Origin of the sequence: Methanoregula sp., from assembly GCF_028679125.1 — an archaeon.
Taxonomy (GTDB): domain Archaea; phylum Halobacteriota; class Methanomicrobia; order Methanomicrobiales; family Methanospirillaceae; genus Methanoregula.
Window position 1 is genome coordinate 20,165 of sequence record NZ_JAJRCG010000006.1, and the last position, 25,974, is coordinate 46,138.

Genomic DNA, 25,974 nt, shown 5'->3' on the forward strand with positions numbered 1-25,974 from the left:
TCACTGCACCGGGGTAAGGTTGGTCAGCACCCGCGGATCCGTGACCGTATAGTATCCCGGCCCGAGATCCCACCCGGTGAACCGGTCGGAACGGTACGCGACAATCGTATCGGATGTACAGATCGGGACGGTCGGAATATCCTCGGCAAGAATATCCTGGAGCTGGTATGCCATCCGCAGGATCGCCTGCTGGTCTGCGGTATTATGAATCGAATCCAGCAGGGCATTGTACCTGGCATTGTTGTAATTGTAATAATTCGTCTCCTGGAGGGGAGTGACCGCAAAATCCGACAGCGCATCTGCATCGTCATGCAGGGTCACCGGGAATGAATCGATGAAGACCGCGTTGGCACCGACTGCTTTGCGGTACTGCTTCTTGTCTTCGTACGCAACCGTGCTCACCTTAATCCCGAGGGTGCCCCAGTCATTCTTCAGGACCGATACGATCTTCTGGATATTGCTGTCCGAGCTCAGGGTGTTCATCGGGATGGTCAGGGTAACCGCTTTCCCATCCGGGCTCAGGAGGGTCCCCTCATTGTCCCAAGTAAACCCGGCACTCTTCAGGATCTCCCGAGCCTCGGTCAGGTTATAATTATACATCCCTACGTCAGCCGGGTTCACGTAACTGCCGGCAAGGCTGGGGACCAGGAAGGTGGTCTCGGTAGGCCTGCCGGTGCCGAACAGGGAACTGATCAGGTCACGGTTGACAGCATGGCTCATTGCTTTCCTGAAGGCGGTGATGTTGGATGGGTACTGCCCGAGGTTGAAAGCAACTTCGTATGCACCGGTATCGTTGATCGTGTACATGGCGATATTCTTCTCGCCCTTCAGGCTCTCTGCCACGGCGGGAGTGATATCGGAGACAACATCGACCTCGCCGTTCTTCAGGGCAAGCACCTGGCTGTCCGGGTTGGTGATCACCTTGAGGACCACTCCGGTGACCTGCGCCTTCTTTCCGTAGTAGGCATCGTTTCTCAGCAGCCGGACATACCCGGCGGTGTCCTGGTCAAAGACAAACGGGCCGGTGCCGATGAACTGGTTATCCTCGTAGTGCTGCGGGTCGGTGATGTTCTGCCAGATGTGCTGGGGGGAGATCGTGATACCCGGCTGGCGCGAGATCTGGTCGAGGAACCCGGAATAGGAAGTTTTCAGCGTGACGACTGCCGTGTTGTCATCGGGACAGTCAACAGTCTCTACGTCATGGAGTACGTATGCCAGCGTGAGGTTGTTAGCTTTCATGTAATCATTGGTGAACTTCACATCGGCACAGGTGAACGGGACGCCATCGCTCCATGAGGCATCCTTCACAAGGTGAAAGGTCCAGACTTTTGCATCGGCAGAGATATCCCAGCTTTCTGCAAGAGCGGGATCGAACGTGCCGTTGAGATCCTTGATGACAAGCCCCTGGTAAACCCCCGGAGGGGTCCCGCCTTTCTGCATGTTGCTGGAATAGGTAATGGATGAGGACGAGTCCTCAGGAATGATGACTTCTGTCGTGGACGGGGTCTTCGTCACACTGCCGGCAGCAGTGCCAGACCCTGTACCCCATGCAGCAACGCATATGGCAGCAATTCCGATGATGCATAAACACGCGTAGATAATGATACGGTTTCTCTTCAGGTCTGGCTTTTGTTCCATGAATCTTCACCCAAAACGGTACTCCGAGTAGCCAGTACCAATCGACCACGGGTTTATTTAACCATTTTTGTTTAATTTTTACTGAAGTAAAACACATTTCCTAAAACTTATAAGATCGCACTTCCAAACGGAGTCTGATACATATGGGCTCGCAAAAAGATGTCATGGAACTGTTTGCGGAGCGCGATCTCCGCCAGATTTTTTCCGAACGCGATGGATGGAAGATAACACCGGCCAGCACCACCAAATCTGACGGGGTACTGTACCGTATCTCCCGGAGCAAATGGGTTGGCGAGGAAGTCGCCTTTGTTGCCGCATCGTTCACGCAGGTTCCTTCTGATGAGACGATCGCAGCACTCGATACCCTGCCAAACGGCAGCAACACCGCCCGCATAAAGAAATACCTGCTCACACCGCAGGCAACCGATACCTCGTGCGTCCCGCCCCATGTCCGGGTCATGCCGATGCAGGCATTTGCCTTTGTGCAGGGAGAACTGGTCTGGCTGACAAAGAAGAAGAATGCCAAGAAATTCACTGCACCGGAACAGGCTGCCACAGCGTAACCTGCGCTCACCCTTCTTTTTCACCGTTAATGATCACCCGTCATCATGTCGTGCTCGGGCTGTTCTGCAGCCTGATCCTGGGCAGCGCCATAGCGGAGATGAATCCGGTTCCTGCGGTTCTCGTGACCACAGGGACGGTTGCCGGTGTCATTCTCCCGGATATCCACATGACGCGATCAAAAAGCAACATTCTCCGGAGGATGGGATGGTGGGTCGTCCGGGCAGGCAGATGGATCTGTGTGCCGGTACTGTGTTTTATCTACCGCCGGTTCCTGAACATCGCGTGCGAACCGGATGACAAGCGGCTGACCCATTCCCTCCCGGGGATTGTCGGGTATTTCGTGATCCTGGCCGTAATTACATCTCTCCTCACGATCCCGTTCAGGAGTTTTATTTCGGTCTCCATGGTCATGGTGTTTCTCGGGGGACTGCTGCTGGGACTCCTCCTTCACCTTGGCCAGGATCTCTGCACCCACAAGGGAATCTTCCCGTTCTACCCGTTCAATGACATCCGGTTTGCCGGGTCCATCCGGCCCTGCGACATATTCGATAAAAGAATTCCCCGCATTCAGATCTGCCACGGGCTGGTCCTTATCCTCTTTCTTGTGCTCCTGTATACCCTGCACTGGCCGATCTACGACCTGCTGATCTGCAGTTACCTGGGTGTCTGTACCTGTATCGGGTACATGTTCTGCGTTTCAGAGATCAGCATCAAAAGACCCTTGAGGGATAATTCCGTCAGCCCGTATGCAGCCGCTGTGCGGAGAACCTGACGCGATCGGGTAAGCTCTGGGTCAGGGACAGATGCAGATTCCCGCAGTAAAAGTACAGCGCTAAGAAAAATCGTGAACGCCAAAAAACGATTGCGGGCTCATCAGGAGTTTTTTCCCGCACCGTGCGCATGCTCGCCCGGCACCCACCGCCCGCCATCTTTGGTGAGTTCCTTCTTCCAGATCGGGACGCCCTTCTTGATCTCCTCGATGATATAGCGCGAGCCTGCGTACGCATCGGGGCGGTGACCGGCGCTGACCACGATGATGAGGATATTCTCGCTGACAGAGAGCCTGCCGATCCGGTGGATGATATCAACGTGGAGAAGGTTGTGCAGCCGTGTTGCATCGCCTGCGATCTTCTCCAGTTCCCTGAGGGCTACTTCCTCGTAGGCCTCCAGTTCCATCTCCCGGATGTTATCGTCACGGACTACGCCGTCAAAGACAACAACCGCACCGGTCCCGGCACTCTTGGCCGCGCTTATCAGGTTCCCGATATCCACATCTTCATGCTGGATGGCAATCATGTCAAACCCCTGTCCTCACCCACCGGCAACCGGCGGGAAGACCGCAATCTCATCGCCGTCAACAACAGCCGTCTTTCCCGCATCGGCAATCTCGACGCGTTTGCCATTCCGCATCACGATGACGAACTCGCGGAAGCTGCCCTGCTCGTCGAAGATGGCATCATACCCTTCTTTGTTCTTCTGTGCAATATCCCGGACAAGGTTTGCCAGGACTGTCCCGTTCCCGGGCTCTGTGATGATATCCGTCCCGAGCAGTTCCCGGAACCGTGCAAAAAAACGTACTTTTACGGTCATTTCTTCTTCCCCTCACTCTTTTTTGCTGATCCGCAGGCAGGGCATGCCGGGTTCCTGGCAATGGCGATCTCCTCAGCGGTCGAGGTCAGCCCGTCCCAGATGAAGAGACGACCGGACAACAGCTTCCCGCTCTTGGTGAGATACTTGATCACCTCGGTTGCCTGCACCGTCCCGATGACACCCGGGGTCACGCCGACCACCGGGAAGACCTCCTTTGGCGGGGCTTTCGGGAAGATGCATTCAAGGCAGGGGGTTTCCCCCGGCAGGATCGTGGTCACCTGCCCGTAGAACCCCCGGATGGCTCCATGGAAGAACGGGATCTTCTTCTCAAGCGCCGTCCGGTTCAGCAGGTAGCGGACGGGATAGTTATCCATAGCATCGACAATTCCGTCGGCCCTGCCCACAAGGTCGCGGACGTTTTCAGCGCTGATGGTTGTGTCGATCGCATTGATGGTGATGTCCGGATTATACTCCCGCAGTTTTGCAATGGCGGAGACCGTCTTCTTCTTCCCCACATCCCGGTCGGTGTGCAGGATCTGGCGGTTCAGGTTGGACTGGTCAACGCGATCCATGTCCACGATCGTGATCGTTCCCACGCCGGCAACCGCGAGATAGATGGCAATGGGCGAGCCAAGACCTCCCGCCCCGGCAATGAAGATATGCGCACCTTTCAGCCGCTCCTGCCCCTCCTCACCGAAGAGGAGGATCTGCCGCTTGTACCGTTCGCGTTCACGCTCTGAAAACATGATTCACCAGTTGCCGTATCGCTGATCTCCTGTTGGATGAGGCGATTATATATGCCGTCTTGTTCCGGCGGGGGTTACCGCTATCCGGTTCCTGCCATCACATCTAGTGCTGGCAGGTTGCGCCTTCCCCATCCTCATCATGGGAGTGGGGATTCTTCTCTTCCCAGAGAGGGAGGCCCTGCTTCTTCCGGTATGCGTTGATCGCCTTGTGGATGCCTTCCTCGGCCAGAACCGAGCAGTGCATCTTGATCGGTGGAAGGCCTTCGAGGGCTTCCGCGACTGCCTTGTTGGAGACCTCCCAGGCCTCTTCGAGCGTCTTGCCCCGGACCAGTTCCGTTGCCATGCTGCTCGATGCGATCGCAGCCCCGCAGCCAAAGGTCTTGAACTTCGCGTCGGTGATGACGTTGTTCTCGATCTTCAGGTAAATGTTCATGATGTCCCCGCAGACCGGGTTACCAACCTCGCCGACACCGTCAGCGTTCTCGATCTCACCCACGTTCCGCGGGTGTTTGAAATGGTCCATGACCTTGTCACTGTACATTGCAGCCACCTTCCTTTTTGCCCTTATACAAGGGTGACATCTCCCGCAGGCGGGATACCACCTTGGGTAATTCTTCGAGCACGAAATCCACGTCCGCGTCCGTGTTCGCATCCCCCAGCGTCAGCCGGAGCGACCCGTGAGAGATCTCAACCGGCAGGCCGGTTGCGAGCAGGACATGCGACGGTTCGAGCGAACCGGATGTGCAGGCGCTGCCGGTCGAGGCACAGATCCCTTCGTCATCCAGCCAGAGGAGCATCGATTCGCCCTCGATGAACTCGAAACTGATGTTGATATTGCCGGGCAGGCGTTTCTCCGGGTGCCCGTTGAGATAGGCATGCGGGATCTTCGCCATGATCCCCGAGAGGAGCCGGTCGCGGAGGGCACGGATACGCTTGTTGTGTCCTTCGATGTCAGCAGTTGCCAGCTCGATCGCCTTGCCGAGCCCGACAATCCCGGCGATATTCTCTGTTCCCGCCCGGCGCCGCCGCTCCTGGCCGCCGCCATGGATCAGGTTGTCGATCTTCGTCCCTTTCCGGATATAGAGAACGCCTACGCCTTTTGGGCCATAGAACTTGTGGGCGGAGAGGGAGAGCAGGTCGATGTTCTGGGCCTTTACATCGATCGGGACATTGCCGATTGCCTGCACGGCATCGGTGTGGAACGGGATCCTGTGCTTTCGTGCGATTGCACCGAGTTCGGCGATGGGCTCGATCGTGCCGATCTCGTTGTTGGCATACATGATCGTAATGAGGATCGTCTTGTCGGTGATCGCCCGTTCGAGCTCGGTCGGGTCCACGAGGCCGTACTTGTCAACCGGGAGGTACGTGATCTCGAACCCCTCTTTTGCCAGGTACTCGCAGGTGTGGATGACTGCGTGGTGTTCGATCTTCGTGGTGATGATGTGGTTGCCCTTCTTCCCGTTCGCGTACGCGATACCCTTGATCGCCCAGTTGTCGGACTCGCTCCCGCAGGAGGTGAAGTAGACCTCATCCGGTTCGGCGCCAAGGGCCTTTGCTGCCTGTGCCCGGGCCGTATCGATCGCTTTCTTCGAGTCTCCGGCAAGGTGGTAGATGGACGAGGGGTTGCCAAAATGTTCGGTGAAATAGGGGATCATAGCATCGAGTACGTCCTTCCTGACGTACGTGGTCGCGGAATGATCCATGTAGACTGTGCGTTTCTCTCCCATGCTCATCACGGTTACCTGAATATGTGCGCTGGTCGTCTGATTATTCTTTCCATAATGGAACGGGGCTGCACCGTGCAAAACCGGTGCCGGCAACCTTCCGTATCAGGAGTAAATTATATGTGCTGACACAACCAATTCACAATTGTGAATACAATCTCTTATGTCAGATATGTAACAACATAAAGGTTGTGTTGTGATGGAAGCTCCGTGTCAGAAGATCGTATGGGACGTCCTGCCGGCCATCCGTGCCGCCATCGCGGTGGAGCTGGTCCGGTGCGGCGTATCCCAGGTGGAAGCCGCGAGGATGCTTGAGATAGCGCCCTCAGCGGTATCGCAGTACCTGTCGGGAAAACGCGGGTACCGGATAGAATTTGAGAACGATGTGAAGCACTCCATCGAGCTGCTGGCGCAGGACTTAAAAGAGGGAAAGAACCTCAACCTTGTCCAGCGCACCTGCGACATCTGCCACCAGCTTCGCGAAGGGGAAGAGAACCAGTGCGGCGGTTCCGCTGCCTCCTCCCACGAGCGGTGCGGTTCGTAACATCATCTAATCCCGTTTTTTCGTTTATGATGACCATGAGTATTTCCGGGAAGAAACAGGCGCTTCTGGAGAATATCCGGAACCATGGCTCCATGCTGGTCGCATTCTCCGGCGGAACCGACAGCACGCTCCTTGCAGCCCTTGCTCGCGAGGCAATGGGAAAGAAGAGCCATTGTGTCCTCCTCGACAGCCCCGTGGTCCCCCGGGCCGCGGTGGAGCAGGCAAAGCAGATCGCAGCAGACCTCGGGCTCACTCTGGATATTATTCCCGTTCCCCACCTTGAGGACGGGAACTTCTGCAGCAACCCGGAGAACCGCTGTTATCACTGCAAGAAGATCTCGGCCATACACCTCAAAAAACGGGCGGGGGAACTCGGCCTTACCTGCATTGCGGATGGCATGAATGTCTCGGATACGAACGAGCACCGGCCGGGGCTTGTCGCATCCAATGAGGAGGGAATCCTCCACCCGTTCATCGAGACCGGGTGCACGAAACAGGACATCCGGGAGATCGCCCGGGAGATGGGCCTCTCGGTCTGGAGGAAGCCCTCGGCAGCCTGCCTCTCCTCCCGTATCCCGTACGGCGACCCGATCACCACGGAGAACCTCTCTATGATCGAGGAGGCCGAGGCATTCCTGGAAGCCAGGGGGTTCGGCCAGCTCCGTGTCCGGCTGCATGGGAACATTGCACGGATAGAAGTACATAAAGAGGATATGGGCAGAATACTGGAACAGAAAGATGCCGTGACAAAAAAACTCCGGTCCCTCGGGTTCGCGTATGTCACGCTCGATCTCACAGGCTACCGCACCGGCAGCATGGACGAGGTGCTGAAATGAGCCGGCCAACCGGTTCCCCCGGAGATCATGAGAAAACGGGCGTCACCATGTTCAAGAGACTTCCCTGTATCAAGGTCGATGGCGAGACAACGAAAAAAGACCTCCACGAAGTGATCGAGGAGGTACCCCTGGCCCTTTTCGTGAACGGCCGGCACGCGATGACCGCGATGATGAGCCCGGTGCAGCTCGAGGACTTCGTGACCGGCTACCTCTTCACCGAGCAGATCATCAAGGGAGTGGACGAGATCGAGTCGATCAAGATCGACAAGAACCGGATGAGCGTCATAACGAAGAACCTCTTCAAGGTGCTGGGCCCGAAAAAGACGATCCTATCAGGATGCGGAGGGAGCACATCCTATATCGACACCGAAAAACTCCCGAAGATCCAGTCCGGTTACGCGATCAGTACCGCGAATATCTGGACTTCGGTCAAGGCCGTGCTGAACTCCGAACTCCATATAACAACCGGGGGAATCCATATCGTGGCACTGCTGGACAAGGAGAAGGTGATCGCGGTCTCCGAGGACATCGGGCGGCACAACGCGCTCGACCGGGTGATCGGGTATGCCCTCCGCAACAAAATCGACCTTTCCAGGACCTACGTCATCGTCTCCGGGCGGATCTCCTCCGAGATGGTGCGCAAGTGCCTGATCGCGAACATCCCCATCATCGTCTCCCGCGGGGCAACCACCACGCTCGCTGTTGAAACCGCAGAAAATACCGGCCTTACCGTGGTCGGGTTTGCGCGGGGCGGCAAGATGGTCATCTACACCCACGCGGAACGCATTGAGGGCGCTGCACCCGTCCCCCGGTGATTATTTTTTCAGGGTTTTCTTCAACTGGCAGAGCTGGCAGATTGCCCCGCTGCACGGGTCGCCGCACTCAGCACAGGGACGAATCGCTTCCTCTTCCAGCCTGCCGGCGCACTGCACCTCGATCTTCGCCTTGCTCTCCATCAGGTGCAGCATCGTGCCCGGGTGCTTTGATTCAAGCGTTGCCAGCATGCCCCGCACCTCTCCGCGAAGGGCGTGGACCGCATACGGGCATTCGGGAAGGTCCGGCCATGCCCCATGCAGCATGAGGTACACGGCAATCTCCTTCTCCGAGACAAACATGAGTGGTTTGATGCGGGGGATGAACCTCCCCTGCGAATCGCTGCCGGAGTCCCGCACGAGCCGGGGCAGGTCGCCCCGGAGCACGTTCATGAAGACCGACTGGGCTTCATCGTCAAGATTGTGCCCGGTGGCAAGTTTTGTTGCCCCGGTCCGCTCTGCTGCAACATTGAGCGCCTTCCGCCGCAGGATCCCGCAGACGCTGCATGCCTCGGGCTCCCTTCCGTTGAGGAAGGCATCGAGCGTTCCCCCGAAGAGTTCCGTAAAAGAGACCGTTGAATGGGAGAGCCCGTACTTCGCCACCAGATCGTCCGCGGACCGGATAGTATCCTCGCGGTACCCGTGAATTCCCTCATCAATGGTGATAGCAGAAAGGCGGACTGATTCCCACGAGGGCAGGAGGCGGGCAAGGATCATCAGGAGGGCAGTACTGTCCTTACCCCCACTGAGGGCAATGACCACATGATCGCCCGGCACGATCAGGTTCCGGGAGCGGATGGTTTCTGCAACGCGCTCTTCGATACCAGCGATGAAATGCCCGCGGCAGAGGTGACGGCCCGTCATCCGGTCATGAAAAACAGCCGGCTCATCGCAGAGCGAGCACCGGGGCGTTTTCACCGGAACATCAGGAGCCACAATCTCATCCCCCGTGGGCGATCCGGATGATCCGGACCTCGTCACTGTTCTCCACGAGGGCATCTTCCGTAACAAGCGTCCCGTTCCGTGCAACGATCACCCCGATGGGATCGATCCCGAGATCCCGCAGGAGCGCTTCCACGGTTACGGAACCCGCATCTGCCTCGCGGCAGCTCTTGTCCGGAAGGAAGATCTTCATAGCCTGATGTAGGTACTGGGTGGGCTGTATGCATAAATATCCGGTCCAAAGATCCCCGGGAGCGTCGGTTTAATAAAAACCTGCGATGAACAGGATACAGGAATATGGACAGGATGGCTGGCACTGCGCAGATCATTGACGATATCCGGCAGCTCAAAGCGGAGCGCGATGCAATCCTCCTTGTCCACAACTACCAGCCGGATGAGATCCAGGATCTCGCGGATCTCACCGGCGATTCCCTGGAACTCTCGCGGGCGGCAGCAACAATGGAGGGCGAGGTCATCGTCTTCTGCGGTGTGGACTTCATGGCCGAGACCGCGGCGATCCTCTCTCCCAAAAAGACCGTCCTGCTCCCCGCGGAAGATGCCTGCTGCCCCATGGCGCAGATGATCACGGCCGCCGAACTGAACCTTGCAAAGGAACGGTACCCCGATGCAGCCGTGGTCTGCTACGTAAACACGAGTGCCGAAGTCAAGGCCGGGAGCGACATCTGCTGCACGTCCGCAAACGCGGTGAAAGTGGTCAACTCCGTGAAGGAGGACACCATCATCTTTGTTCCCGACCGGAACCTCGGGCAGTACGCCCAGCGGTTCACGAAGAAGAAGATCCTCCCGTGGGAAGGGTTCTGTATCGTCCACGACCGGATCACCCCGACACAGGTAAAGGCCGCACGGGCAGCCCACCCGGATGCCGAGGTGCTCGTGCACCCGGAGTGCCGGCCGGAGGTCATCGATCTCGCGAACCATGTGGCCAGCACCTCCGGCATAATCCGGGAGGTTGCCACCTCAGCGAAGAAGGAGTTCATCATCGGGACAGAGGTCGGTATCCTGCACCGGCTCAAAAAAGAGTGCCCGGGCAAGTCCTGTTACCCGCTCGCTTCCGGGGCGATCTGCCGGAACATGAAGAAGACGAGCCTTGAGAAGGTGCGGGACTCCCTTGCAACCCTCAAACCCCGGATCACCGTGCCGGATGATATTGCCGCACGGGCCCGTACCGCCATCGAACGGATGCTCGCCCTGCCATGAAAATGGCATATATTTATACAAACATATATTATCCCTGACTGAAGATACTACGATTGATAAAGTATGGACAATAGTAAAACGGCGGGGATAAAAGCAGGACGGTCACCACTCGCGCGGTTGGTGGTATTCATGGTTGCTCTGTCGGTTGCTGGAATTTTGTTGGTTGGAGCAACGTATGGGATCTCAGGAATCCCTCACCAGATGCAGGAATCCGCAGGCATACCCGACGGGCAACAATGTCAGTGTTATATATTCGAGCATCAGCAGGATGGGAGCGGACTGGGCGTCCAGCACGCAGAGATAGGATCGCCAATAGAGTGCACAATCCGCGGAGGCACGTGCGTTGAAGCACCAAGAAACAACCGGTTCGGCCTTACCGGGGTTGACATATATGATTGCATATTATACGGGTGGGTGTATAACGCCTGCTGCTGGAACGGTTATCAGCACTGTGAGTTGGGATGACAAAATCTCACATGACACCAACCGGGTTAAGGGCTCGCAACCTCTCATAAAAAGGGACCCGGGTTCATGGTAAAAGCTGGGCATGCCATGGGAATCAGGTGTGAGATATTCACGCAGTACCCTCTCATACTATCAATGCCATCCGGCCAGCCGGACGCATGAAAAACCAACAGACTTTTCAGAACCGGTAAATGAGATATTGAAGTCGTTCCCTTCATTTTTTTGGTGAGGGTATTGTACCATTACCAGTTATTTTCTCTCCTGCGCTTTCACCCGTGCCATGATCTTGTTGTATGTCTCCTCGCCCACGCACTCCTTTGCGTACTTGCACCACTGGACGCAGGAGATGGTATCGTTGTACACGACAAAACCGCAGGTGCTGCACGGTACCGATATATCGTTCGAGAAGAGTTCAACCTCCTCACCGCACTGCGGGCACTTCTTGATCGCGAGGGTGGGGGTGCGCAGGTTCGCTGCACCCGGGCAGTGATCGAGCATGATCTAGTCCGTCAGGTAGGTCTGCCTGCCGGCAGATGAAGGCAGCGGTCGTACCATCCGCTCGTCGTCCACGGCAGGATTATTCACAAAATCCGCAACCGGCATCCCCGCCATTGCCGAGTCAGAAAAGGGCGTAAGAATTTCCGCAAGGTTATCGGTGGTGAGTGGACCCTGCGAGAGCCAGCGGTCCTCCACTTCGCGGGAAAGGATCACCGGCATCCGGTCATGGACTTTGGCCATCAGGGCATTGGGCCGGCAGGTGATGATCGTATACGATGAGACCGTCTGACCGTCCGCTCCCTGCCACGAATCATACAACCCGGCAAAGGCAAAGAGCGGGCTCTCTGGCAGATGGAAGTAAAACGGGATCTTCCGCCTGCCTTCCGTCTTCCATTCAAAGAACCCTGAGGCAGGCACAAGGCAGCGCCCTGATTCGAGAAGGCGGCGGAACACCGGCTTCTCTGCAAGGCTCTCTGCCCGGGCATTGATCAGCCGTGGTGCAGCGGCACTCCCCGTTCTTCCCTGCGGCACGAGTCCCCAGGTCATGAGGGCAATCTCCGATCTTCCCCCGTTGCGGACAATGACCGGCAGCCCGCTCCCCGGCGCAATATTGAACCGCGAGCGGGCGCCGATCATCGGGTTGTGCACCCGGAAACGGTTGCCAAGATCATCGATACAGACAAGCGAGTACCTGCCGCACATCACAGTTCACTTCACCTCCTCCCGTTCATCAATCTTGCGATACATCCCGGGCACTTTCACCCCCCGCCAGCCTGAGCCTTATCCATGCGGGTGCAGCAGCGATCCGGTGCCATGCTGATCGAACTCTCGCGGGGGATCACCCTCCAACCGGGCACGTTTACCGCCGTTATCGCACCGGAGAAGAAGATCCTCTCCGCGCTCAACAGCAACAGGGATCTCCAGCGCTTCCTCTTCCTCTACGTCAGCGGCAACTACTCGCGCATTCTCACCGGCATCAGCCGCACTTCGGGGAATTTCGAGACCCGCAGGCCATTTACCGCCGACCAGCTCCTGACCGTGATCCAGGAATCAGGCCACACGATCCTCTTTGTCGAGCACGACCCGACCCTCTTTGACGGGGCGGAGCGGCTCTATGACCCGGTTGCCTCGGCACTCCGTCAGGCAGGGAGGGAGTCCCTGGTGATCCTCTGGGCACCGGCAAGCGACCGCTCGTTTGCGGCACTGGCCCGGAGGGCAGACCGGATCATCGAGATCATTGCCGATAATACGGGTGACGCGGGGCACGGTATCCCCTCCCGCAGGTCATGCCGGGAACAGGGCAGGGCATCCGGGGCGCAGAGGACACTGGAGGTGTCCTGAATGGGCAGGAGTTTTGTGAGTATACGGCAGGGAGTGAAGAGTATGACAGAACGCTGGACCCGGTCCCCACGGGCATGCAGGCAGGAAGATCAGGGGCACGTTGAGCACATCGCAACATCTGCACGGAAACATTCGAGCGAGGCATTCTATGGCTGCAACGACCCGCTGGAGGCGGCGATCTTCTCGGCACTGGTCGAGATCGCACGGCAGCGTGCGGAGCGCTTTGTTGACGGAGAGACAGAGGGGGAGGTGCCCGGTGTGGATCCTTGACTCGGCATACCGCGAAGGGGGCGTTGACCTGTGGAGCAAAGGTGAAAACGGGACAGTACAGCGAATCCACCATGCATACGATCCGCCATTCTGTCTCACGCTCCCGGACCCGGACGCCCACCATGAGATGCTCGTTGCACTCGAAGAGGAGTACCGTGCAGAACCCTGCCGGTTTTCAACCATCTTTGGCGAATGCGAAGGATACCGGGTCTTTGCCGGGCGCCCGGTGGCGGAGGCGATCGAGCAGCAGACGGGGTTTGCCGTTCAGCTCTTCAACGTGGACGTGCGGCGCGACCAGCGCTTCATGGCGGAACACGGGATCGTCCCGTGCAGCACGGATATGACAACCCGGTTCTCACCGGAGATTGCCCATGACCTGAAGATCATGGAGATCCGGATCAAAGGCAACCCATCCCCAACCCGCTCCTGCACCGCAATCGAAGTCATCCACGACCGCACCGAACACCTTGCCGGAAGCGAACAGGAAGTGCTCTTTGATCTCTGCACGCTCCTTACCTCCTGTGACCCGGATGTCATCCTCATGCCCCATGCCGATCTCTGGATGCCGATCCTGGCAGCAAAGGCGGGTAACGCCGGGCTCACCCTGCCCTTCAGCCGGAACGGGAAGTACCGCTCCATAGGCTCCCGCTCCTACTGGAGTTACGGGAGGGTCGAGCACAAGGATGCCGCACTCATCCCGGACGGCAGGATCCTGATCGATACCGAGCAGTCCTTCGTGTACCGCGAAGGGGGTCTTGCCGGCGTGCTCATGGGTGCCCGGCTCTCGGGACTTAACCCCTGTCTCGTCTCCCGGCTCACCCCGGGCACCCTCATCTCATCCTACGAGACGTACGAGGCGGTGAGACGGGGGATCGCGGTGCCGTTCCGCAAGAGCGATGCAGAATCCTTACGGAAACTCGCCTCGCTCCGGACCGGCGACCGGGGCGGGATGATGTTCCAGCCGGAGCCCGGTATCTTTGAAAACGTGGACGAGATCGATTTCACCTCCATGTACCCCTCCATCATCGTCAAGGCAAACCTCTCACCGGAGACCATCCGGCACACGGATACAGAAAAACGGGGATTCCTCCCCATTGCCCTCGAACCCCTGCTCGACATGAGGATTGCCACAAAGCAGCGGAAGAAGATCGATCCATCCCTTGCCGGCATCGACGCGATCCTCAAGTGGATGCTCGTCACCTGCTTCGGCTACACCGGTTATAAGAACGCGAAGTTCGGCAGGATCGAGGTGCACGAGGCGATCACCGAACGGTCGCGCGAGATCCTGCTCGGGGCAAAAACGATTGCCGATACCTTGGGGTTTGCCGTGCTGCACGGGAACGTGGACTGCCTCTGGGTCCAGGGCTCACCGGTCACTGCACTCCAGGACGCGATCAACCGGCAGTCCGGGCTATCCTCTGAGATCGATCACTATGACTGGATCGTCTTTCTCCCGCTCAAAAACGGCTCCGGTGCCTACACCCGCTACTATGGCCGGCTTGCCGATGGCAGCGTGAAGGTGCGGGGCATTGCTGCACGCCGGCACGACACGCCGGAGTATATCCGGACCATGCAGGCAGCCATGCTCGCCGCAATGGGCCGGGCACGGACGGTTTCAGAACTGGCCGGAGCGTGGGACGACGTCCGCAGCATCTACCACCAGGCAGCGGAGCGTCTCCCCTCGGCACCCGCAGGCGAACTGGTCATCAGCCGGAGGATCAGCCGGCTGAACTACTCCCACCGCTGCATCGAGGGGGCGGCAGTTGACGCGTACCGGAAGAGCGGCACGGAGCTTGCCCCGGGCATGAAGATCCGGTACGTTGTCCGGGATGCACGCACGTACCGGGTGGACCCCGCCGGGAGTGCAGAGACCTTTGATCTCCCGTACTACCGGCAGCTGCTGGAGAAGGCATGGGACGAGATCGCGTACGCGTTCCGGGCGGGACGATCCAGGAGCGGGGGATCCGGTTGGCCTGCCGGCGGGTCAGCACCCGCAGACACGGAACCCATGCAGGGATTGTGTCCTGACGAATTCTGACGAAAGATGTATGTGGGCGGGTCACCAACTATCCGGCAGGATATGGCCGGAAACACGCTGATCTCTACCATAAAATATGTTGCCGGGACAAAACCGGTCTTTCGTCTCTCCGAGATCATCCCCTATCTCGATGAGCCAAAACCGGTCGATGACCTCTACCAGAGTATTGCCCCGGAACTGGCCCGTCTCGGCCTTGTGGCAAGAAAGGTTGGCGGGGATGTGGAGATCTCGCGGATCCTTCCGACAGAGCCATTTGTCCTGAATACCGGGGAACAGGAGCGCACCGCAGCGTTCCTCGACAGGAAGGAGATGCCGGCTGCCCTTGCCGAAGCGATCGAGCGGTACATCACCAGGAAGGTGGGAACCGCATGGGACGACCCCGTCATCCTCGACCGGCTCCGAAAGGCCATCGTTGCCCAGAAAGACGATTACTGGAAACCGCTGCAGAAGCGTTCCCTCCGGTACACAAAGGGGTACAGCGTGCTCGGCTACCTCGCCTACCATTTCCCGGTCTACTTCATGCAGACGGAGCACCTGCTCGCCCGGCTCGCGAGCGACGGGATGCTGAAGCGATCGATGACCATCCTCGATGTCGGCACCGGGCCGGGCGTTGTCCCGCTCGCCATCGCCGACTTCTTCTCACGGCTTGACGAAGTAAAAGCCAGCGTCTATTCTATCGAGCGTTCCGAAGAGCACGTAGAAGCATTCCTTGCCCTGCGGGAAGCATATGTCCCCATAGGGGGAAAGGTCTCGATCAAGAATCCCGCAAAAGCAGACATCCGCGACCCTCTCCCGTCTTCGCTTCCGGAAAAATTCGACCTCATCATCTTCTCCAATGTCCTGGGCGAACTGGCGGATCCGGCAGATGATCGCAGGGCAGAGATCGTGGAGAGGATCGCAGGGAGGCTGGTACCGGACGGCGTGATCCTGATCATTGAACCTGCCGACGAGGAGAATTCCCTTCGCATGCGGAACCTTGTAGTCGGGCTTGCGGAGAAAGGGCTTGCCGTGCATGCCCCCTGCCCGTTCATCCGGGGCACACCCTGCACAGCCCCGCGGTGCTGGAGTTTTGCCACGGCTCCTGCCATCCGGCAGACCCGGCTGATGGAGACCCTTTCCCACTGCGAGGAGTACTACCGGTACATGAATACCGACATCAAGTACAGTTATGCAGTCCTGCGCCATGCCGGGCTGAACCGTGACGGTTACCGGGTTACTTCCGAGGCAAAGTTCCCCCGGCTCTCGAAACTGCAGCTGCACGTGGAGAAACGGATCAATGTGGTTGTCGCAAAGATGAGCGGCGATCTGGGGGATGCAAAAAACCATCTCTTCAAGATCTGCGACGGGACCGCAAAGACACCCGTCTACGCTGTCGTTCCGGCGTTCCATATGACGCCGGAAAACGAGGTTATCAGGGAAGCACCGTATGGCACGGTGCTGGAGATACGGGGTGTCCTCGTCCGGTACAACAAGGAGCACAATGCCTACAACCTGCTCGTGAACCGGAACACGGAGATCCGCGAATCCCAGGCGGGCGAACGATCGTATGCAGCGGGCCGAACGACCCGGTGATTACGCAGTGATTATAATGAGGGATACATACAGTAATTAGAGTGGAGACCGGTGCCCCATGGATAACCTGAACCTCGATGATAATGAGGCCGTCATGCATACCACGCAGAGGCTTATCATCAACGGGGTCAGTTACGAAGGGGTTTTCACCGACAGCCGTCTCATTCTCGTGAACACGGAGTCACGGATTCCGGCAGAGAACATCCCTTTTGCCAGCATCGCACTTGCCGTTGCAGACACCAACAAACTGTACGAACCATACATACGCCTGACACTCCCCCTGCCGGAGGGCGGTACACGGGATATCATCCTCATTTATATTCACCTGGACGCCGGCAGGAATGTCCAGAACCGTGACAAAGGGATGGCAATCCTGAAGGATCATGACGTCCCGATCCGGATTGCCCCGAACCAGCCCCCCTTCCCCACGCGCAGTATCCATGAGGAACTGGATCCCGTCATCCCCGTAGGAGGTCTGGCATCGGGCCGTCCTGCAGCCCCGGAATGGACCGTGTATGGCATGCTGGGGGGCACTACCAGTCCTCTCCCGGAGGAACCAAAGCCCCCGTCACCGCTCGTGACAATCCTGTCGATAATTCTCATTATCGCGTTACTGATTGGCGCCATGATCGTCCCGATACCGGGGCCTGAGGATAAGGCCGCCTCATCCGGCCTTGCCGGGGGAAAATCCGGCATCACGCCAGCACCCTCCCCAGCACCAGGCCCGGCCACGACACCCGTGCCCGTTGCAACTGCCACGCCGGAGGTGCCCCTTCCGCCCGGATCGGTACCGGGAAAAGGTATCTACGCAAAGATCATGTGCCCGGGGAATTATACCGGCTTCCTCTCGGCAGGGGGTTGGCGTATGGACGTGAACAGTTCCGGGACGCATGTGTACCAGCTGCCGGTCCAGGATACCATGATCACGGCGTTCATTGAGAAGCTCGAGGGATCCTCAGACCCCCTTGAAGTGGGGATCTATAATGGCGGGGTTCCCGTTGAACGACAGGAAACCACCAAACCCGGGGGCATTGTCGAGATGCATGTCTCCGTTGGACCGGCAATTGCAGGAACCGCCCTTCCCGCAACGGCAGCCCCGACCGTGACAATTACCCCTGTCACACCAGAACCGACCGCTTTCCCGGTGCAGTATTCCATACCCGCGACCGGTGTCTGGGTGCATGTTGCCTACCCGGGGAACTATACCGGCACCCTCAGCCCGAACGGTCAGCGACAGGAGATCAATGCATCCGGGGACCGGATCTACCAGATGGTGATGAAGAACGGGACCATTGATGCCGTGCTGGAGAAGGCGGACGGGTCTGCAAATGCCCTGGCAGTGGAAGTGTATAAAGACGGGACCGTGATTGATCTCGCCAATACCACAATCCCCCTGGGCAGCGTGGAGATCCATACGAGAATCTAAGCCTGCCCGGGGTGTTCCGGGCAGATGACTGCAATAACGGTGTAACACCGGTTACAGCAGTTGAAATAACCTCAATCAAGGCGTGCAGAACGACCCCGACTCACATCAAATAGTACAGATTCGGATGCACGGCACGCGGTGTATCAGGTCATAGTACAATAATCATCAGGTCATGCCTTCGGTATCATGCATGGTTCTTTTGTGATTCTGCCGGGTCAATAAGGGGAATACTGCATGCGCATGATGTTCTGTCCGTACAACTGGATTACCGATGAGACGATTACATGCCATGTTACACTACGGGTACATCAACAGGGCTCCACTAAAAAAATCAGAAGGGATAATCAGCTGAGCTGCTGAAATAGTCAGCAAGATTCTTGAACGTTACCGTAGTTCCGCCATTATAAACATAGAAACCATCCTTCGCGATGACCAGCCCTTCAAAGTCACCTCCGGTAAAGCTCACCCTCCCCCCGGGGGCAAATAAAACCCCGGTAAGATCTCCCCAACCTCCACCCTGGGCCAGGGTGATATCTCCCGTGCGGGCGACAATGACCACGTTGCTCGCCGCAGATCCCCAGGAACTGGACGAATAACCCGTATCCGCAATGATCTTCATATTGCTGACCAGCGGTCCACTTGACGATGAAGTATATCCGTTCGTTGCATACCAGGCAGGGGTTTTCGCCGCAGGTATCGTAAGGTCGGGCATAGTCCTGGTTGGCACCGTTGCCTGCTTGACACACTTGTCTAATATTGCCTGATTATAGGAGGAGGGATGATTGAGCGTACCGGTATAGTAAATATATGAATTGGCATCAAGTGTTGGTGTCCAGCCAAGGGTAACATCACCATCTACATAGACAGTTCCATGGATCTTTGCATCTTTTATATCGAAATTATCCGCAACATATACGTCACCGTAGAGATCACGTCCCCCGGACAATACCGTCATGTCCCCGTTGACAAAGATGATCCCGGGACTGGATGACGAACCCCAGCTTGCACTGCCAGTATTCAGATTAACATCCCCGTCAACGTAGATATTACTGACATCTATAAAGGCACCGCCATTAAAGTCACCGGTGGTTATGGAGGTTCCGGTAATGATAACCGTGGAGCCGGGCCCGGTTACGCGTTTACCCTGGAAATACAGCTTGCTGCCATAGACAAAAACATTCTCGTCGGAAACGTACTGGGCAAAGGTCTTTACCAGGATGTAGTCTGCTTTCGTCCGCGTATTGGTTACACCAGAGGATGTATTTGTCACGGTCAGGGAGACCGTGTACGTCCCGGCAACGGTATACTGATGAGTGGGGTTCTGGAGGACTGACGTTCCACCATCACCGAAGTTCCATGACCAGGTGGTCGGGCTGTTTGTCGACAGATCGGTGAATGCAACGGTCTGCGGGGCATAGCCGGATAACGGAGTTCCGCTGAAGTTCGCTACGGGTCCATTACCCGCAGTGACCGTGATGTACTGTGATTGGGTCTCTGAATCACTACCCGCAGAATTTGTTGCAGTCAACGTCACCGTGTACACCCCCACCAGCGTGTACGTGTGGGAGGGGTTTTGTTCCGTCGATGTGGTCTCATCACCAAAATCCCATAACCATGATGTCGGGGTGTTGAGGGAAGTATCCGTGAAGTTCACCGGGAATGTGATATACACGGATCTCGGGGTCGCGTTAAAACTGGCATCAGGGACATGTACGACGGGAACCGGGGTAGATATACCTTCAGGCCCGAACTGCGCTTCCGAGAGAACTGATGAGGCAGCGCCGCCACGGGCATAGATGATCTTCACATTGCTGATGGGATCTGTACCGGGAACGGTATATGCCAGTGTATCCCCGACACCCCAGGTGGTCCAGTTGAAATCACGGTTCTTGGAGAACGATCGCTGCTGATCGTTGACAAGAATGATCGCATCACTGCTGGACAGTGCATCCCCGCCATTATGGTAAATATAGACGGTGCGATCGATATTGGAGATAACCGCATCAAGGGCAGGGACTCTTTGGGGAGTTCCTGCTGAGGTGAGCATCACGCCGATAATGGCTATTCCCGCAATGACGATGGAGATGAGTAAAATAGCGCCGATAAGTTCGGATGCACCGGATTCACGGGCATGTGGCAGGGATTGTCGCGGCATGAATTACCTACTTTTTTAGTTCACTCTTAAATTATGTAATGCATTCTCTTCTCATTAGTATTTCTTGCCTGCAGGCCCGTGCCGTCTGACCGTTGAGCAGTGAGTATGGCGGCCATTCAGCAAAGACGAAAGAACCGTCCGAAGCCCGGATATCAGGGAGATTCTCCCTATAAAAAAATCAGAAGGGATAATCATCAGGACTGCTGAAGTAGGTCTCAAGATTCGTGAAGGTCACGAGTGTCCCTCCGCTGGTGACATCAAACCCGTCACGGGCGATTACCACCCCTTCGAAGAATCCTCCACTGAACGTCACCCTCCCGTTGGGGGCAAACAACACACCCCGGACACCGCTCCCGCCAAGTCCGGTGATGGAGATATCGCCCGTGCTCGCGATAATGACCACATCGCTGACAGAGGTGGTCCATGAACTGGAGGTGTAACTGTTGGCAAATATTTTGAGGTTGTCTGCCAGGGCCCCGCTCGATACATATCCCCGAGCCGCGTACCATGCTGCAGATTTTACCGAGGGGATCTCCTGCGTGGGCATGGAAAATCCCGGAACGGTATCCACGTGGAGACATTTGGTGACAATTTCCGGATGATTATAATTATCAGGAATCGTGAGCGTGCCGGTGTAATAGATGTAGGAATCCGCATCAAGCGTGGGAGTCCAGCCCAGGGTAACGTCGCCGTTCACATACACGTTCCCATGGATCAGTGCATCCTTTAACGCGAAATTACCGTTGACATAGACATCCCCATAGATATCCCGTTGACCATTCCACAGGGTCATATCACCGTTGACATAGATATTCCCGGGATTGGTAGACGAGCCCAGTCCGGCACTTCCCCCGTCAAGGTAGACATCACCATCGACATAGAGAGTGTGTACTGCAATTGAGGTTCCCCCGTTAAGGTCACTGGTGATCAGTGATTCTGTGAGGATGACCGTGGCATTGGGTCCGGTAACATAATCACCGGAGAAACTCAGCTGGTTTCCGTAGACAAAGACATCATTCTCTATGACATACGTCACAAAAGGCACCTCAGTTACCTGGATGTAGTCCATCTTTGTCAGGGTACTGGAACCCGACGCACTGGTGACCGTCAGGCTGACCGTGTAATTTCCGATCGCGGTATAGTTGTGTACCGGGTTCTGCACCGAGGACATATTGCCATCGCCAAAGGACCAGTTCCATGCAGTAACCGGGCCGGTTGATTGATCGGTAAACTGCACCGAGAGCGGTACATAGCCGCTCGTGGGTGTGGCGTTGAACAGGACAAACAGGGGTACCGGTGTCGGGGTTGTCGTGACCGGTGTTGAAGTCGAGGTCGTGATTGAGGTAGTGACCGTGGTCGTTGTTGCGGTGGGAGAGAGGGTTGCGGTTACCGTTGTGTCCGGGCTGACCGGTTCACCCCAGGATTGAATCAGGTAGGAGTTTTGCCCGTTCAGATAGATGATCTGCACACCTCTGGGGAACTGCTGACCCGATGGAACCTGGTACACAAGGGTATCACCCACGGTCCAGCTCGACCACGGATTGCCATTCAGGAGCGTGAATGCAGCCGTTTTATCCACCCCGTCAACCATAATTGCCATCTCGGATTTCCGGATAGTGTCGCCCCCGTTATGGGATACCAGGAGCTGGTTGTCCAGAGGTAACACTTCAGAAGACACGGCAGGGATTGTCTGCTTCTGGGGACTGGAGAGGATTGTCACTCCCGCGATGGCGATGCCAAGCGTGATGACGGATACCAGGATAATGGCACCGAGAACTTCCGATACCCCGGTTTCCCGGTGCTGCTGGTTCATTCGAGTGTTCCGCCAATCCCGTGGATGGAGGTCGAATAAATTGCTTCCGATGCTATCACGTTGATATCATAGACAGATGACGCAGTGACCGTGTCATCATAATACCCGTTGATACGGATGAAGACTTCCGTCCCGTCTTCACCAACCGTGTAATGGGGGATGTTATTGACGGTTGCCGAGTAGTCAAAATAATTCTTCCACATTTCCCGTGCCTGGCTGTCGGAAGTGTTCACCGCAATTCGGATCCATTTGGTATTGGCTTTACCCGTTGCATAGGGTAACTGCGTAACATTGGTCATCTGGGTTTTTATCTGGACCGGGCTGTTCCCTCCGACAATCCCGCGGTTATTGAGATCGATTACCAGGGCGTTGATGTTCACGGTCACGATATTCCTGGTGGGATCGGTGAGAGAGACATTGTCGTAGGAGAAGGTGATCTCCGGGGGAAGTTTATAGGTGGTGTTGCCATCGTTCTGGGAGAGGAAGATCCCTCCCATCTGGTAATAATAATCCTGGGCAATCCAGTAACTGTTCTGGGCGCGGTATTCAACCGCTCCGAGCGGGATCGGGGATATCGTGTAGGGATTTAATTCAGTAAAACCATAACTGATATTTCCCGTTGCATTGATCGATCCAAGTGGCATATCCGTTTTGATACTGATACCATCAACAGTCTGAATCGATGAACTGATGCCGTATGCCGGATCCATGAGGTCAATAGTATAGGTTGAACCAGCCTTGACATTCCGGTATACCGGGTAATTCTCCATCGTAACGACACCCCCGCGATTTACAGAAATGGAGAGATCCGTGCCATTGAAGGCATATGCGTTCATAGGGACGAGACAGATGCTGTTACTAATAAAAATAGGAGTCCCATTTTGATTTCGAGGGGAGGCTAGACAATCATTAGAAGACGTTGGATCATATGTCTGGTACCATTGATAGAACGATGTTTCCGGCGTGAGGTTCACATAAACAGCCCATGTGGTCGTATTAACCGTTGCCCCGAATCTATTGCTGGCGGAGAGATCCGAGCTCTGTATTCCTGAAATATTGACATACACATGGCTTGGCGTATAATTAGCCTGCGCCGGAAGATCGACCGAAGTGCGGTATGTATTATTCAGGATCAGCGATCGGGACGAGATATTCAGCGTCTCGGGCGTCGTGGTCCTCTGGTTGATCGCGATCGTACCACCGGAATTGACCGGGCTCATAATAGGGATGAAGCTCAGCATCCCCTCCGTATATCCCCCGCTCGTACCTAGCGTGAACGAATTGCTCAGGGTGGTACCCACCTTGTCATTGGTAAAGAGCGAGTCAAGACTGAGTTTGAACGCGACAAACTGGTCCTTGATCGCGTTCATATGGAGGATCTCGTTCTCGCGGCCCTGGGCGGGAACACCATAGGCAAGGTACAGTGATGCGACAACAACCAGCAATCCGAGGATCAGCACAAACCCGATCACTTCGGAGAGGCCGGTATCCCGGCTTCCTCCCGCAACACCGTCACTCATCATCCAATAACTCGTGTATGGCTTGGCTAATAAAGGTGCCAGTGCCGTAAATGCGGGCATCCGGAATTCTCATAGTACCGGACCCCGCACGGGGCCAGAAGGGGGTCGGGCACATAATTACAGATCCCCGTACACCCGGTCTCCTGCGGGATTCACCACCGTAAAATTTCACGCTGTTTCCTTGCCAGACATCCCGATCCAATCGAAAAAAGTGGTCCGACCCCCTACATCCCCTTCCGGATTTCCGCTGAAAAACAGGCACTTTTTACACCGGAGAACCGGATAAATTAGGGCCTTTTTGGGTGAGGGGGGTCGGATGGGTACAAATCGATCTCCCGGGGGATTGCAGGCAGGGCCCGGGCACCATTACCGGGATCTTCCGGCATTGATATGACCAGCCGCTTTACCGGGCCCTGCACAGAAGGGTTTTGATGCCGGCACACCAATACTGAGATCACATTTCATTTCCGCTCTCCCCACCGGAGTACGGGAACAGGTGCAATTGTGTCGCTCGCAAAAGGATGTGTGCTCTGCCACCAGGGCGCAAAGATGGTGCTCTTTGTTACGGGACGCTGCCACCGCTCCTGCTGGTACTGCCCCCTCTCATCGGAGCGGAAGGGAACCGACACGGTCTATGCGAACGAAGTCCCCGTTGATATCCCGTCCCAGATCATCGAAGTGGCAGAGATGATGAGCGCCCTCGGGACCGGGGTCACCGGCGGCGAACCGCTCCTCTGCCTCGATAAGGTAACGCTGTATTGCCGGATGCTCAAGGAGCATTTCGGACCTGAACACCAGATCCACCTGTATACCGCAAAAGCGCCGACAGACGAGGAACTGGGGCAGATGAAGGGGCTCGTTGACGAGATCCGCCTCCACCCGCCCCGCGAATTGTGGGACACGATCCTCGATACGGACTATATCCGGTCTGCGAAGAGGGCAAAGGAGATGGGATTCGATATCGGCATCGAAGTCCCCGCACTCCCGGGGCTCGAACTGCTCATCCCGGCACTCCCGTACCTTGACTTCCTCAACATCAACGAGCTCGAATGGGGGGAGACCAACGCGTATGCAATGCGGGAACGCGGGTATGACCTTGCCGACGAGCTGCACAATGCCATTGACGGGGCAAAGGCATGGGCGGAAGAACTCTGCCGGCACGGGAAGGTGCACTGGTGCTCCTCGGGCTTCAAGGACTCCGTCCAGCTCCGCGAACGCCTGAAGCGGATCGCTGAGAACACCGCACGGCCGTTCGATGAGATTACGGACGACGGCACTATTGTCTACGGGGTTCTTGAACCTCTCGAAGGCCGGAAAGAGGCCATGATCCAGGTCTGTGGCGAGCGGCTGGAACCGGACAGTTTCGAGGAACGCGACGATCATATCGAGATGGCATGGTGGCTCCTTGAGAAATATGCCGGTGAGTTCCCGGGCAACAAGTACGTGATCGAACGCTACCCGAACCGGGGCATGGTCGTGGAGATGACACCGCTATGACCTGGCGCGAGCTGCTCGAACCAGTATACGAACGACAGCTTGTGCGGCAGTGCCGGCACATTCCCAACCACATTGCCATCATCATGGATGGCAACCGCAGGTATGCAAAGATGCTCGGGTTCGATACCACCTACGGCCACAAGGCAGGTGCCGATAAGCTGGAGGAGGTGCTCGACTGGGCGCAGGAACTGGGCATCCGCCATATCACGCTGTACTCGTTCTCCACCGAGAATTTTTCCCGGAAGAAGGATGAAGTCGGCTATCTCTTCACGATGTTCCGGGAGAAGTTCCTCGGCGTCCTGACGGATGAGCGGGTGACCCGGTACAAGATCCACGTGCAGATGGTCGGCGACCCCTCGCTGCTGCCGGATGATCTCCGGGAAGCAGTCCGGAAGGCTGAAGAAGCCACGAAAGATCATACGGGTTTCCACCTCAACATTGCGCTGGCATACGGGGGAAGAAACGAGATCGTGCTTGCCGCACGGGATATCCTTGACGAGGTCAGGAAAGAGGGCATCGATCCGGAGAAGATCGATGTCCGCATGGTCGAGGAGCACCTCCACCAGGGAAAGGGCATCCCCCCGGTTGACCTGATCATCCGGACCGGCAATGAATGCCGTACCTCGAACTTCCTGCCATGGCTGGCGGCAGGTTATGAATCGGCAGTCTACTTCTGCGCACCGTACTGGCCGCTGTTCCGGAAGATCGATCTCCTGCGGGCGATCCGCATCTACGACCAGAGAATTGCCCAGAAGAACACCTGAA

General features: G+C 56.7%; 26 protein-coding genes. 13 read left to right on the top strand and 13 right to left on the bottom strand.

Annotation, left to right across the window (positions count from 1 at the left end; all coding sequences use genetic code 11):
* A complete protein-coding gene (locus LUQ43_RS05720; protein ID WP_299964969.1) occupies nucleotides 1-1,638 on the bottom strand; it encodes an ABC transporter substrate-binding protein in 1,638 nt (545 codons plus the stop codon).
* Between the two features lie 143 nt (nucleotides 1,639-1,781).
* On the opposite strand from LUQ43_RS05720, the gene LUQ43_RS05725 reads away from it, so the two are divergent.
* Nucleotides 1,782-2,201, top strand: a complete 420-nt coding sequence (locus LUQ43_RS05725) for a hypothetical protein (protein ID WP_299964972.1) — start codon at nucleotides 1,782-1,784, stop codon at nucleotides 2,199-2,201.
* A 29-nt stretch (nucleotides 2,202-2,230) separates the two neighbouring features.
* Nucleotides 2,231-2,974: a metal-dependent hydrolase gene (locus tag LUQ43_RS05730; RefSeq protein WP_299964975.1), complete on the top strand. Its 744-nt coding sequence runs from the start codon at nucleotides 2,231-2,233 to the stop codon at nucleotides 2,972-2,974.
* A gap of 101 nt (nucleotides 2,975-3,075) precedes the next feature.
* On the opposite strand, the gene LUQ43_RS05735 is transcribed toward LUQ43_RS05730, so the two are convergent.
* The 5 genes from LUQ43_RS05735 to nifS all read right to left on the bottom strand — a co-directional run bounded on the left by LUQ43_RS05735 (nucleotide 3,076) and on the right by nifS (nucleotide 6,265).
* A complete protein-coding gene (locus LUQ43_RS05735) occupies nucleotides 3,076-3,498 on the bottom strand; it encodes a molybdenum cofactor biosynthesis protein MoaE (RefSeq protein WP_299964978.1) in 423 nt (140 codons plus the stop codon).
* A 15-nt stretch (nucleotides 3,499-3,513) separates the two neighbouring features.
* Nucleotides 3,514-3,792 carry a ubiquitin-like small modifier protein 1 gene (locus tag LUQ43_RS05740; RefSeq protein WP_299964981.1) on the bottom strand — a complete coding sequence of 93 codons (279 nt, stop codon included), beginning with the start codon at nucleotides 3,790-3,792 and terminating at the stop codon, nucleotides 3,514-3,516.
* Nucleotides 3,789-4,538 (bottom strand): HesA/MoeB/ThiF family protein, encoded by a 750-nt coding sequence (locus LUQ43_RS05745; RefSeq protein WP_299964984.1) that lies wholly within the window; start codon nucleotides 4,536-4,538, stop codon nucleotides 3,789-3,791. Before LUQ43_RS05745 ends, LUQ43_RS05740 begins: the two co-directional genes overlap by 4 nt.
* A gap of 103 nt (nucleotides 4,539-4,641) precedes the next feature.
* Nucleotides 4,642-5,079, bottom strand: a complete 438-nt coding sequence (gene nifU, locus LUQ43_RS05750; RefSeq protein WP_299964987.1) for a Fe-S cluster assembly scaffold protein NifU — start codon at nucleotides 5,077-5,079, stop codon at nucleotides 4,642-4,644.
* Entirely contained in the window at nucleotides 5,069-6,265 is a 1,197-nt protein-coding gene (gene nifS / locus LUQ43_RS05755) for a cysteine desulfurase NifS (RefSeq protein ID WP_299964989.1), read from the bottom strand. The genes nifU and nifS overlap by 11 nt, the downstream gene beginning before the upstream one ends.
* 196 nt (nucleotides 6,266-6,461) lie before the next feature.
* Between nifS and LUQ43_RS05760 the strand changes: the two genes are divergently transcribed.
* The 3 genes from LUQ43_RS05760 to fdhD are packed head-to-tail and all read left to right on the top strand — an operon-like array spanning nucleotide 6,462 to nucleotide 8,457.
* On the top strand, nucleotides 6,462-6,806 hold the full coding sequence (locus LUQ43_RS05760; RefSeq protein WP_299964992.1) for a transcriptional regulator: 345 nt from the start codon (nucleotides 6,462-6,464) through the stop codon (nucleotides 6,804-6,806).
* Nucleotides 6,807-6,832: 26 nt separating this feature from the next.
* The gene (larE, locus tag LUQ43_RS05765; RefSeq protein WP_299964995.1) at nucleotides 6,833-7,642 is read left to right on the top strand and encodes an ATP-dependent sacrificial sulfur transferase LarE; all 810 of its coding nucleotides are present in this window, start codon (nucleotides 6,833-6,835) and stop codon (nucleotides 7,640-7,642) included.
* Nucleotides 7,639-8,457, top strand: a complete 819-nt coding sequence (gene fdhD, locus LUQ43_RS05770) for a formate dehydrogenase accessory sulfurtransferase FdhD (protein WP_299964999.1) — start codon at nucleotides 7,639-7,641, stop codon at nucleotides 8,455-8,457. The genes larE and fdhD overlap by 4 nt, the downstream gene beginning before the upstream one ends.
* On the opposite strand, the gene LUQ43_RS05775 is transcribed toward fdhD, so the two are convergent.
* Both LUQ43_RS05775 and LUQ43_RS05780 read right to left on the bottom strand, forming a co-directional pair.
* On the bottom strand, nucleotides 8,458-9,390 hold the full coding sequence (locus LUQ43_RS05775; protein ID WP_299965002.1) for a TIGR00269 family protein: 933 nt from the start codon (nucleotides 9,388-9,390) through the stop codon (nucleotides 8,458-8,460).
* A gap of 4 nt (nucleotides 9,391-9,394) precedes the next feature.
* A complete protein-coding gene (locus tag LUQ43_RS05780; RefSeq protein ID WP_299965005.1) occupies nucleotides 9,395-9,589 on the bottom strand; it encodes a MoaD/ThiS family protein in 195 nt (64 codons plus the stop codon).
* 104 nt (nucleotides 9,590-9,693) lie between these two features.
* Between LUQ43_RS05780 and nadA the strand changes: the two genes are divergently transcribed.
* Entirely contained in the window at nucleotides 9,694-10,614 is a 921-nt protein-coding gene (gene nadA, locus LUQ43_RS05785) for a quinolinate synthase NadA (protein WP_299965008.1), read from the top strand.
* A gap of 714 nt (nucleotides 10,615-11,328) precedes the next feature.
* Here nadA and LUQ43_RS05790 read toward each other — a convergent pair.
* The gene (locus LUQ43_RS05790) at nucleotides 11,329-11,577 is read right to left on the bottom strand and encodes a hypothetical protein (RefSeq protein ID WP_299965011.1); all 249 of its coding nucleotides are present in this window, start codon (nucleotides 11,575-11,577) and stop codon (nucleotides 11,329-11,331) included.
* A gap of 3 nt (nucleotides 11,578-11,580) precedes the next feature.
* A complete protein-coding gene (locus LUQ43_RS05795; protein ID WP_299965014.1) occupies nucleotides 11,581-12,279 on the bottom strand; it encodes an SOS response-associated peptidase in 699 nt (232 codons plus the stop codon).
* 84 nt (nucleotides 12,280-12,363) lie between these two features.
* Between LUQ43_RS05795 and LUQ43_RS05800 the strand changes: the two genes are divergently transcribed.
* The 5 genes from LUQ43_RS05800 to LUQ43_RS05820 are packed head-to-tail and all read left to right on the top strand — an operon-like array spanning nucleotide 12,364 to nucleotide 18,224.
* Nucleotides 12,364-12,918, top strand: a complete 555-nt coding sequence (locus LUQ43_RS05800) for a hypothetical protein (protein ID WP_299965017.1) — start codon at nucleotides 12,364-12,366, stop codon at nucleotides 12,916-12,918.
* 42 nt (nucleotides 12,919-12,960) lie between these two features.
* Nucleotides 12,961-13,188: a hypothetical protein gene (locus LUQ43_RS05805; RefSeq protein ID WP_299965020.1), complete on the top strand. Its 228-nt coding sequence runs from the start codon at nucleotides 12,961-12,963 to the stop codon at nucleotides 13,186-13,188.
* Nucleotides 13,175-15,226: a type B DNA-directed DNA polymerase gene (locus LUQ43_RS05810; RefSeq protein ID WP_299965022.1), complete on the top strand. Its 2,052-nt coding sequence runs from the start codon at nucleotides 13,175-13,177 to the stop codon at nucleotides 15,224-15,226. The genes LUQ43_RS05805 and LUQ43_RS05810 overlap by 14 nt, the downstream gene beginning before the upstream one ends.
* A gap of 42 nt (nucleotides 15,227-15,268) precedes the next feature.
* On the top strand, nucleotides 15,269-16,798 hold the full coding sequence (locus tag LUQ43_RS05815; protein ID WP_299965024.1) for a small ribosomal subunit Rsm22 family protein: 1,530 nt from the start codon (nucleotides 15,269-15,271) through the stop codon (nucleotides 16,796-16,798).
* Between the two features lie 58 nt (nucleotides 16,799-16,856).
* Nucleotides 16,857-18,224 (top strand): hypothetical protein, encoded by a 1,368-nt coding sequence (locus LUQ43_RS05820; RefSeq protein WP_299965026.1) that lies wholly within the window; start codon nucleotides 16,857-16,859, stop codon nucleotides 18,222-18,224.
* Between the two features lie 331 nt (nucleotides 18,225-18,555).
* Here LUQ43_RS05820 and LUQ43_RS05825 read toward each other — a convergent pair whose 3' ends face one another.
* The 3 genes from LUQ43_RS05825 to LUQ43_RS05835 all read right to left on the bottom strand — a co-directional run bounded on the left by LUQ43_RS05825 (nucleotide 18,556) and on the right by LUQ43_RS05835 (nucleotide 23,715).
* Nucleotides 18,556-20,379 carry a PKD domain-containing protein gene (locus LUQ43_RS05825; protein ID WP_299965028.1) on the bottom strand — a complete coding sequence of 608 codons (1,824 nt, stop codon included), beginning with the start codon at nucleotides 20,377-20,379 and terminating at the stop codon, nucleotides 18,556-18,558.
* Nucleotides 20,380-20,557: 178 nt separating this feature from the next.
* Nucleotides 20,558-22,192 (bottom strand): PKD domain-containing protein, encoded by a 1,635-nt coding sequence (locus LUQ43_RS05830; protein ID WP_299965030.1) that lies wholly within the window; start codon nucleotides 22,190-22,192, stop codon nucleotides 20,558-20,560.
* A complete protein-coding gene (locus tag LUQ43_RS05835; protein WP_299965032.1) occupies nucleotides 22,189-23,715 on the bottom strand; it encodes a hypothetical protein in 1,527 nt (508 codons plus the stop codon). The genes LUQ43_RS05830 and LUQ43_RS05835 overlap by 4 nt, the downstream gene beginning before the upstream one ends.
* A 501-nt stretch (nucleotides 23,716-24,216) precedes the next feature.
* On the opposite strand from LUQ43_RS05835, the gene LUQ43_RS05840 reads away from it, so the two are divergent.
* Together LUQ43_RS05840 and uppS are read left to right on the top strand one after the other, a co-directional pair.
* Entirely contained in the window at nucleotides 24,217-25,209 is a 993-nt protein-coding gene (locus tag LUQ43_RS05840; RefSeq protein ID WP_299965034.1) for a radical SAM protein, read from the top strand.
* Nucleotides 25,206-25,973, top strand: coding sequence for a polyprenyl diphosphate synthase (gene uppS / locus LUQ43_RS05845; protein ID WP_299965036.1), 768 nt, complete (start codon nucleotides 25,206-25,208; stop codon nucleotides 25,971-25,973). The genes LUQ43_RS05840 and uppS overlap by 4 nt, the downstream gene beginning before the upstream one ends.
* The last annotated feature ends 1 nt before the right edge of the window (nucleotide 25,974 follow it).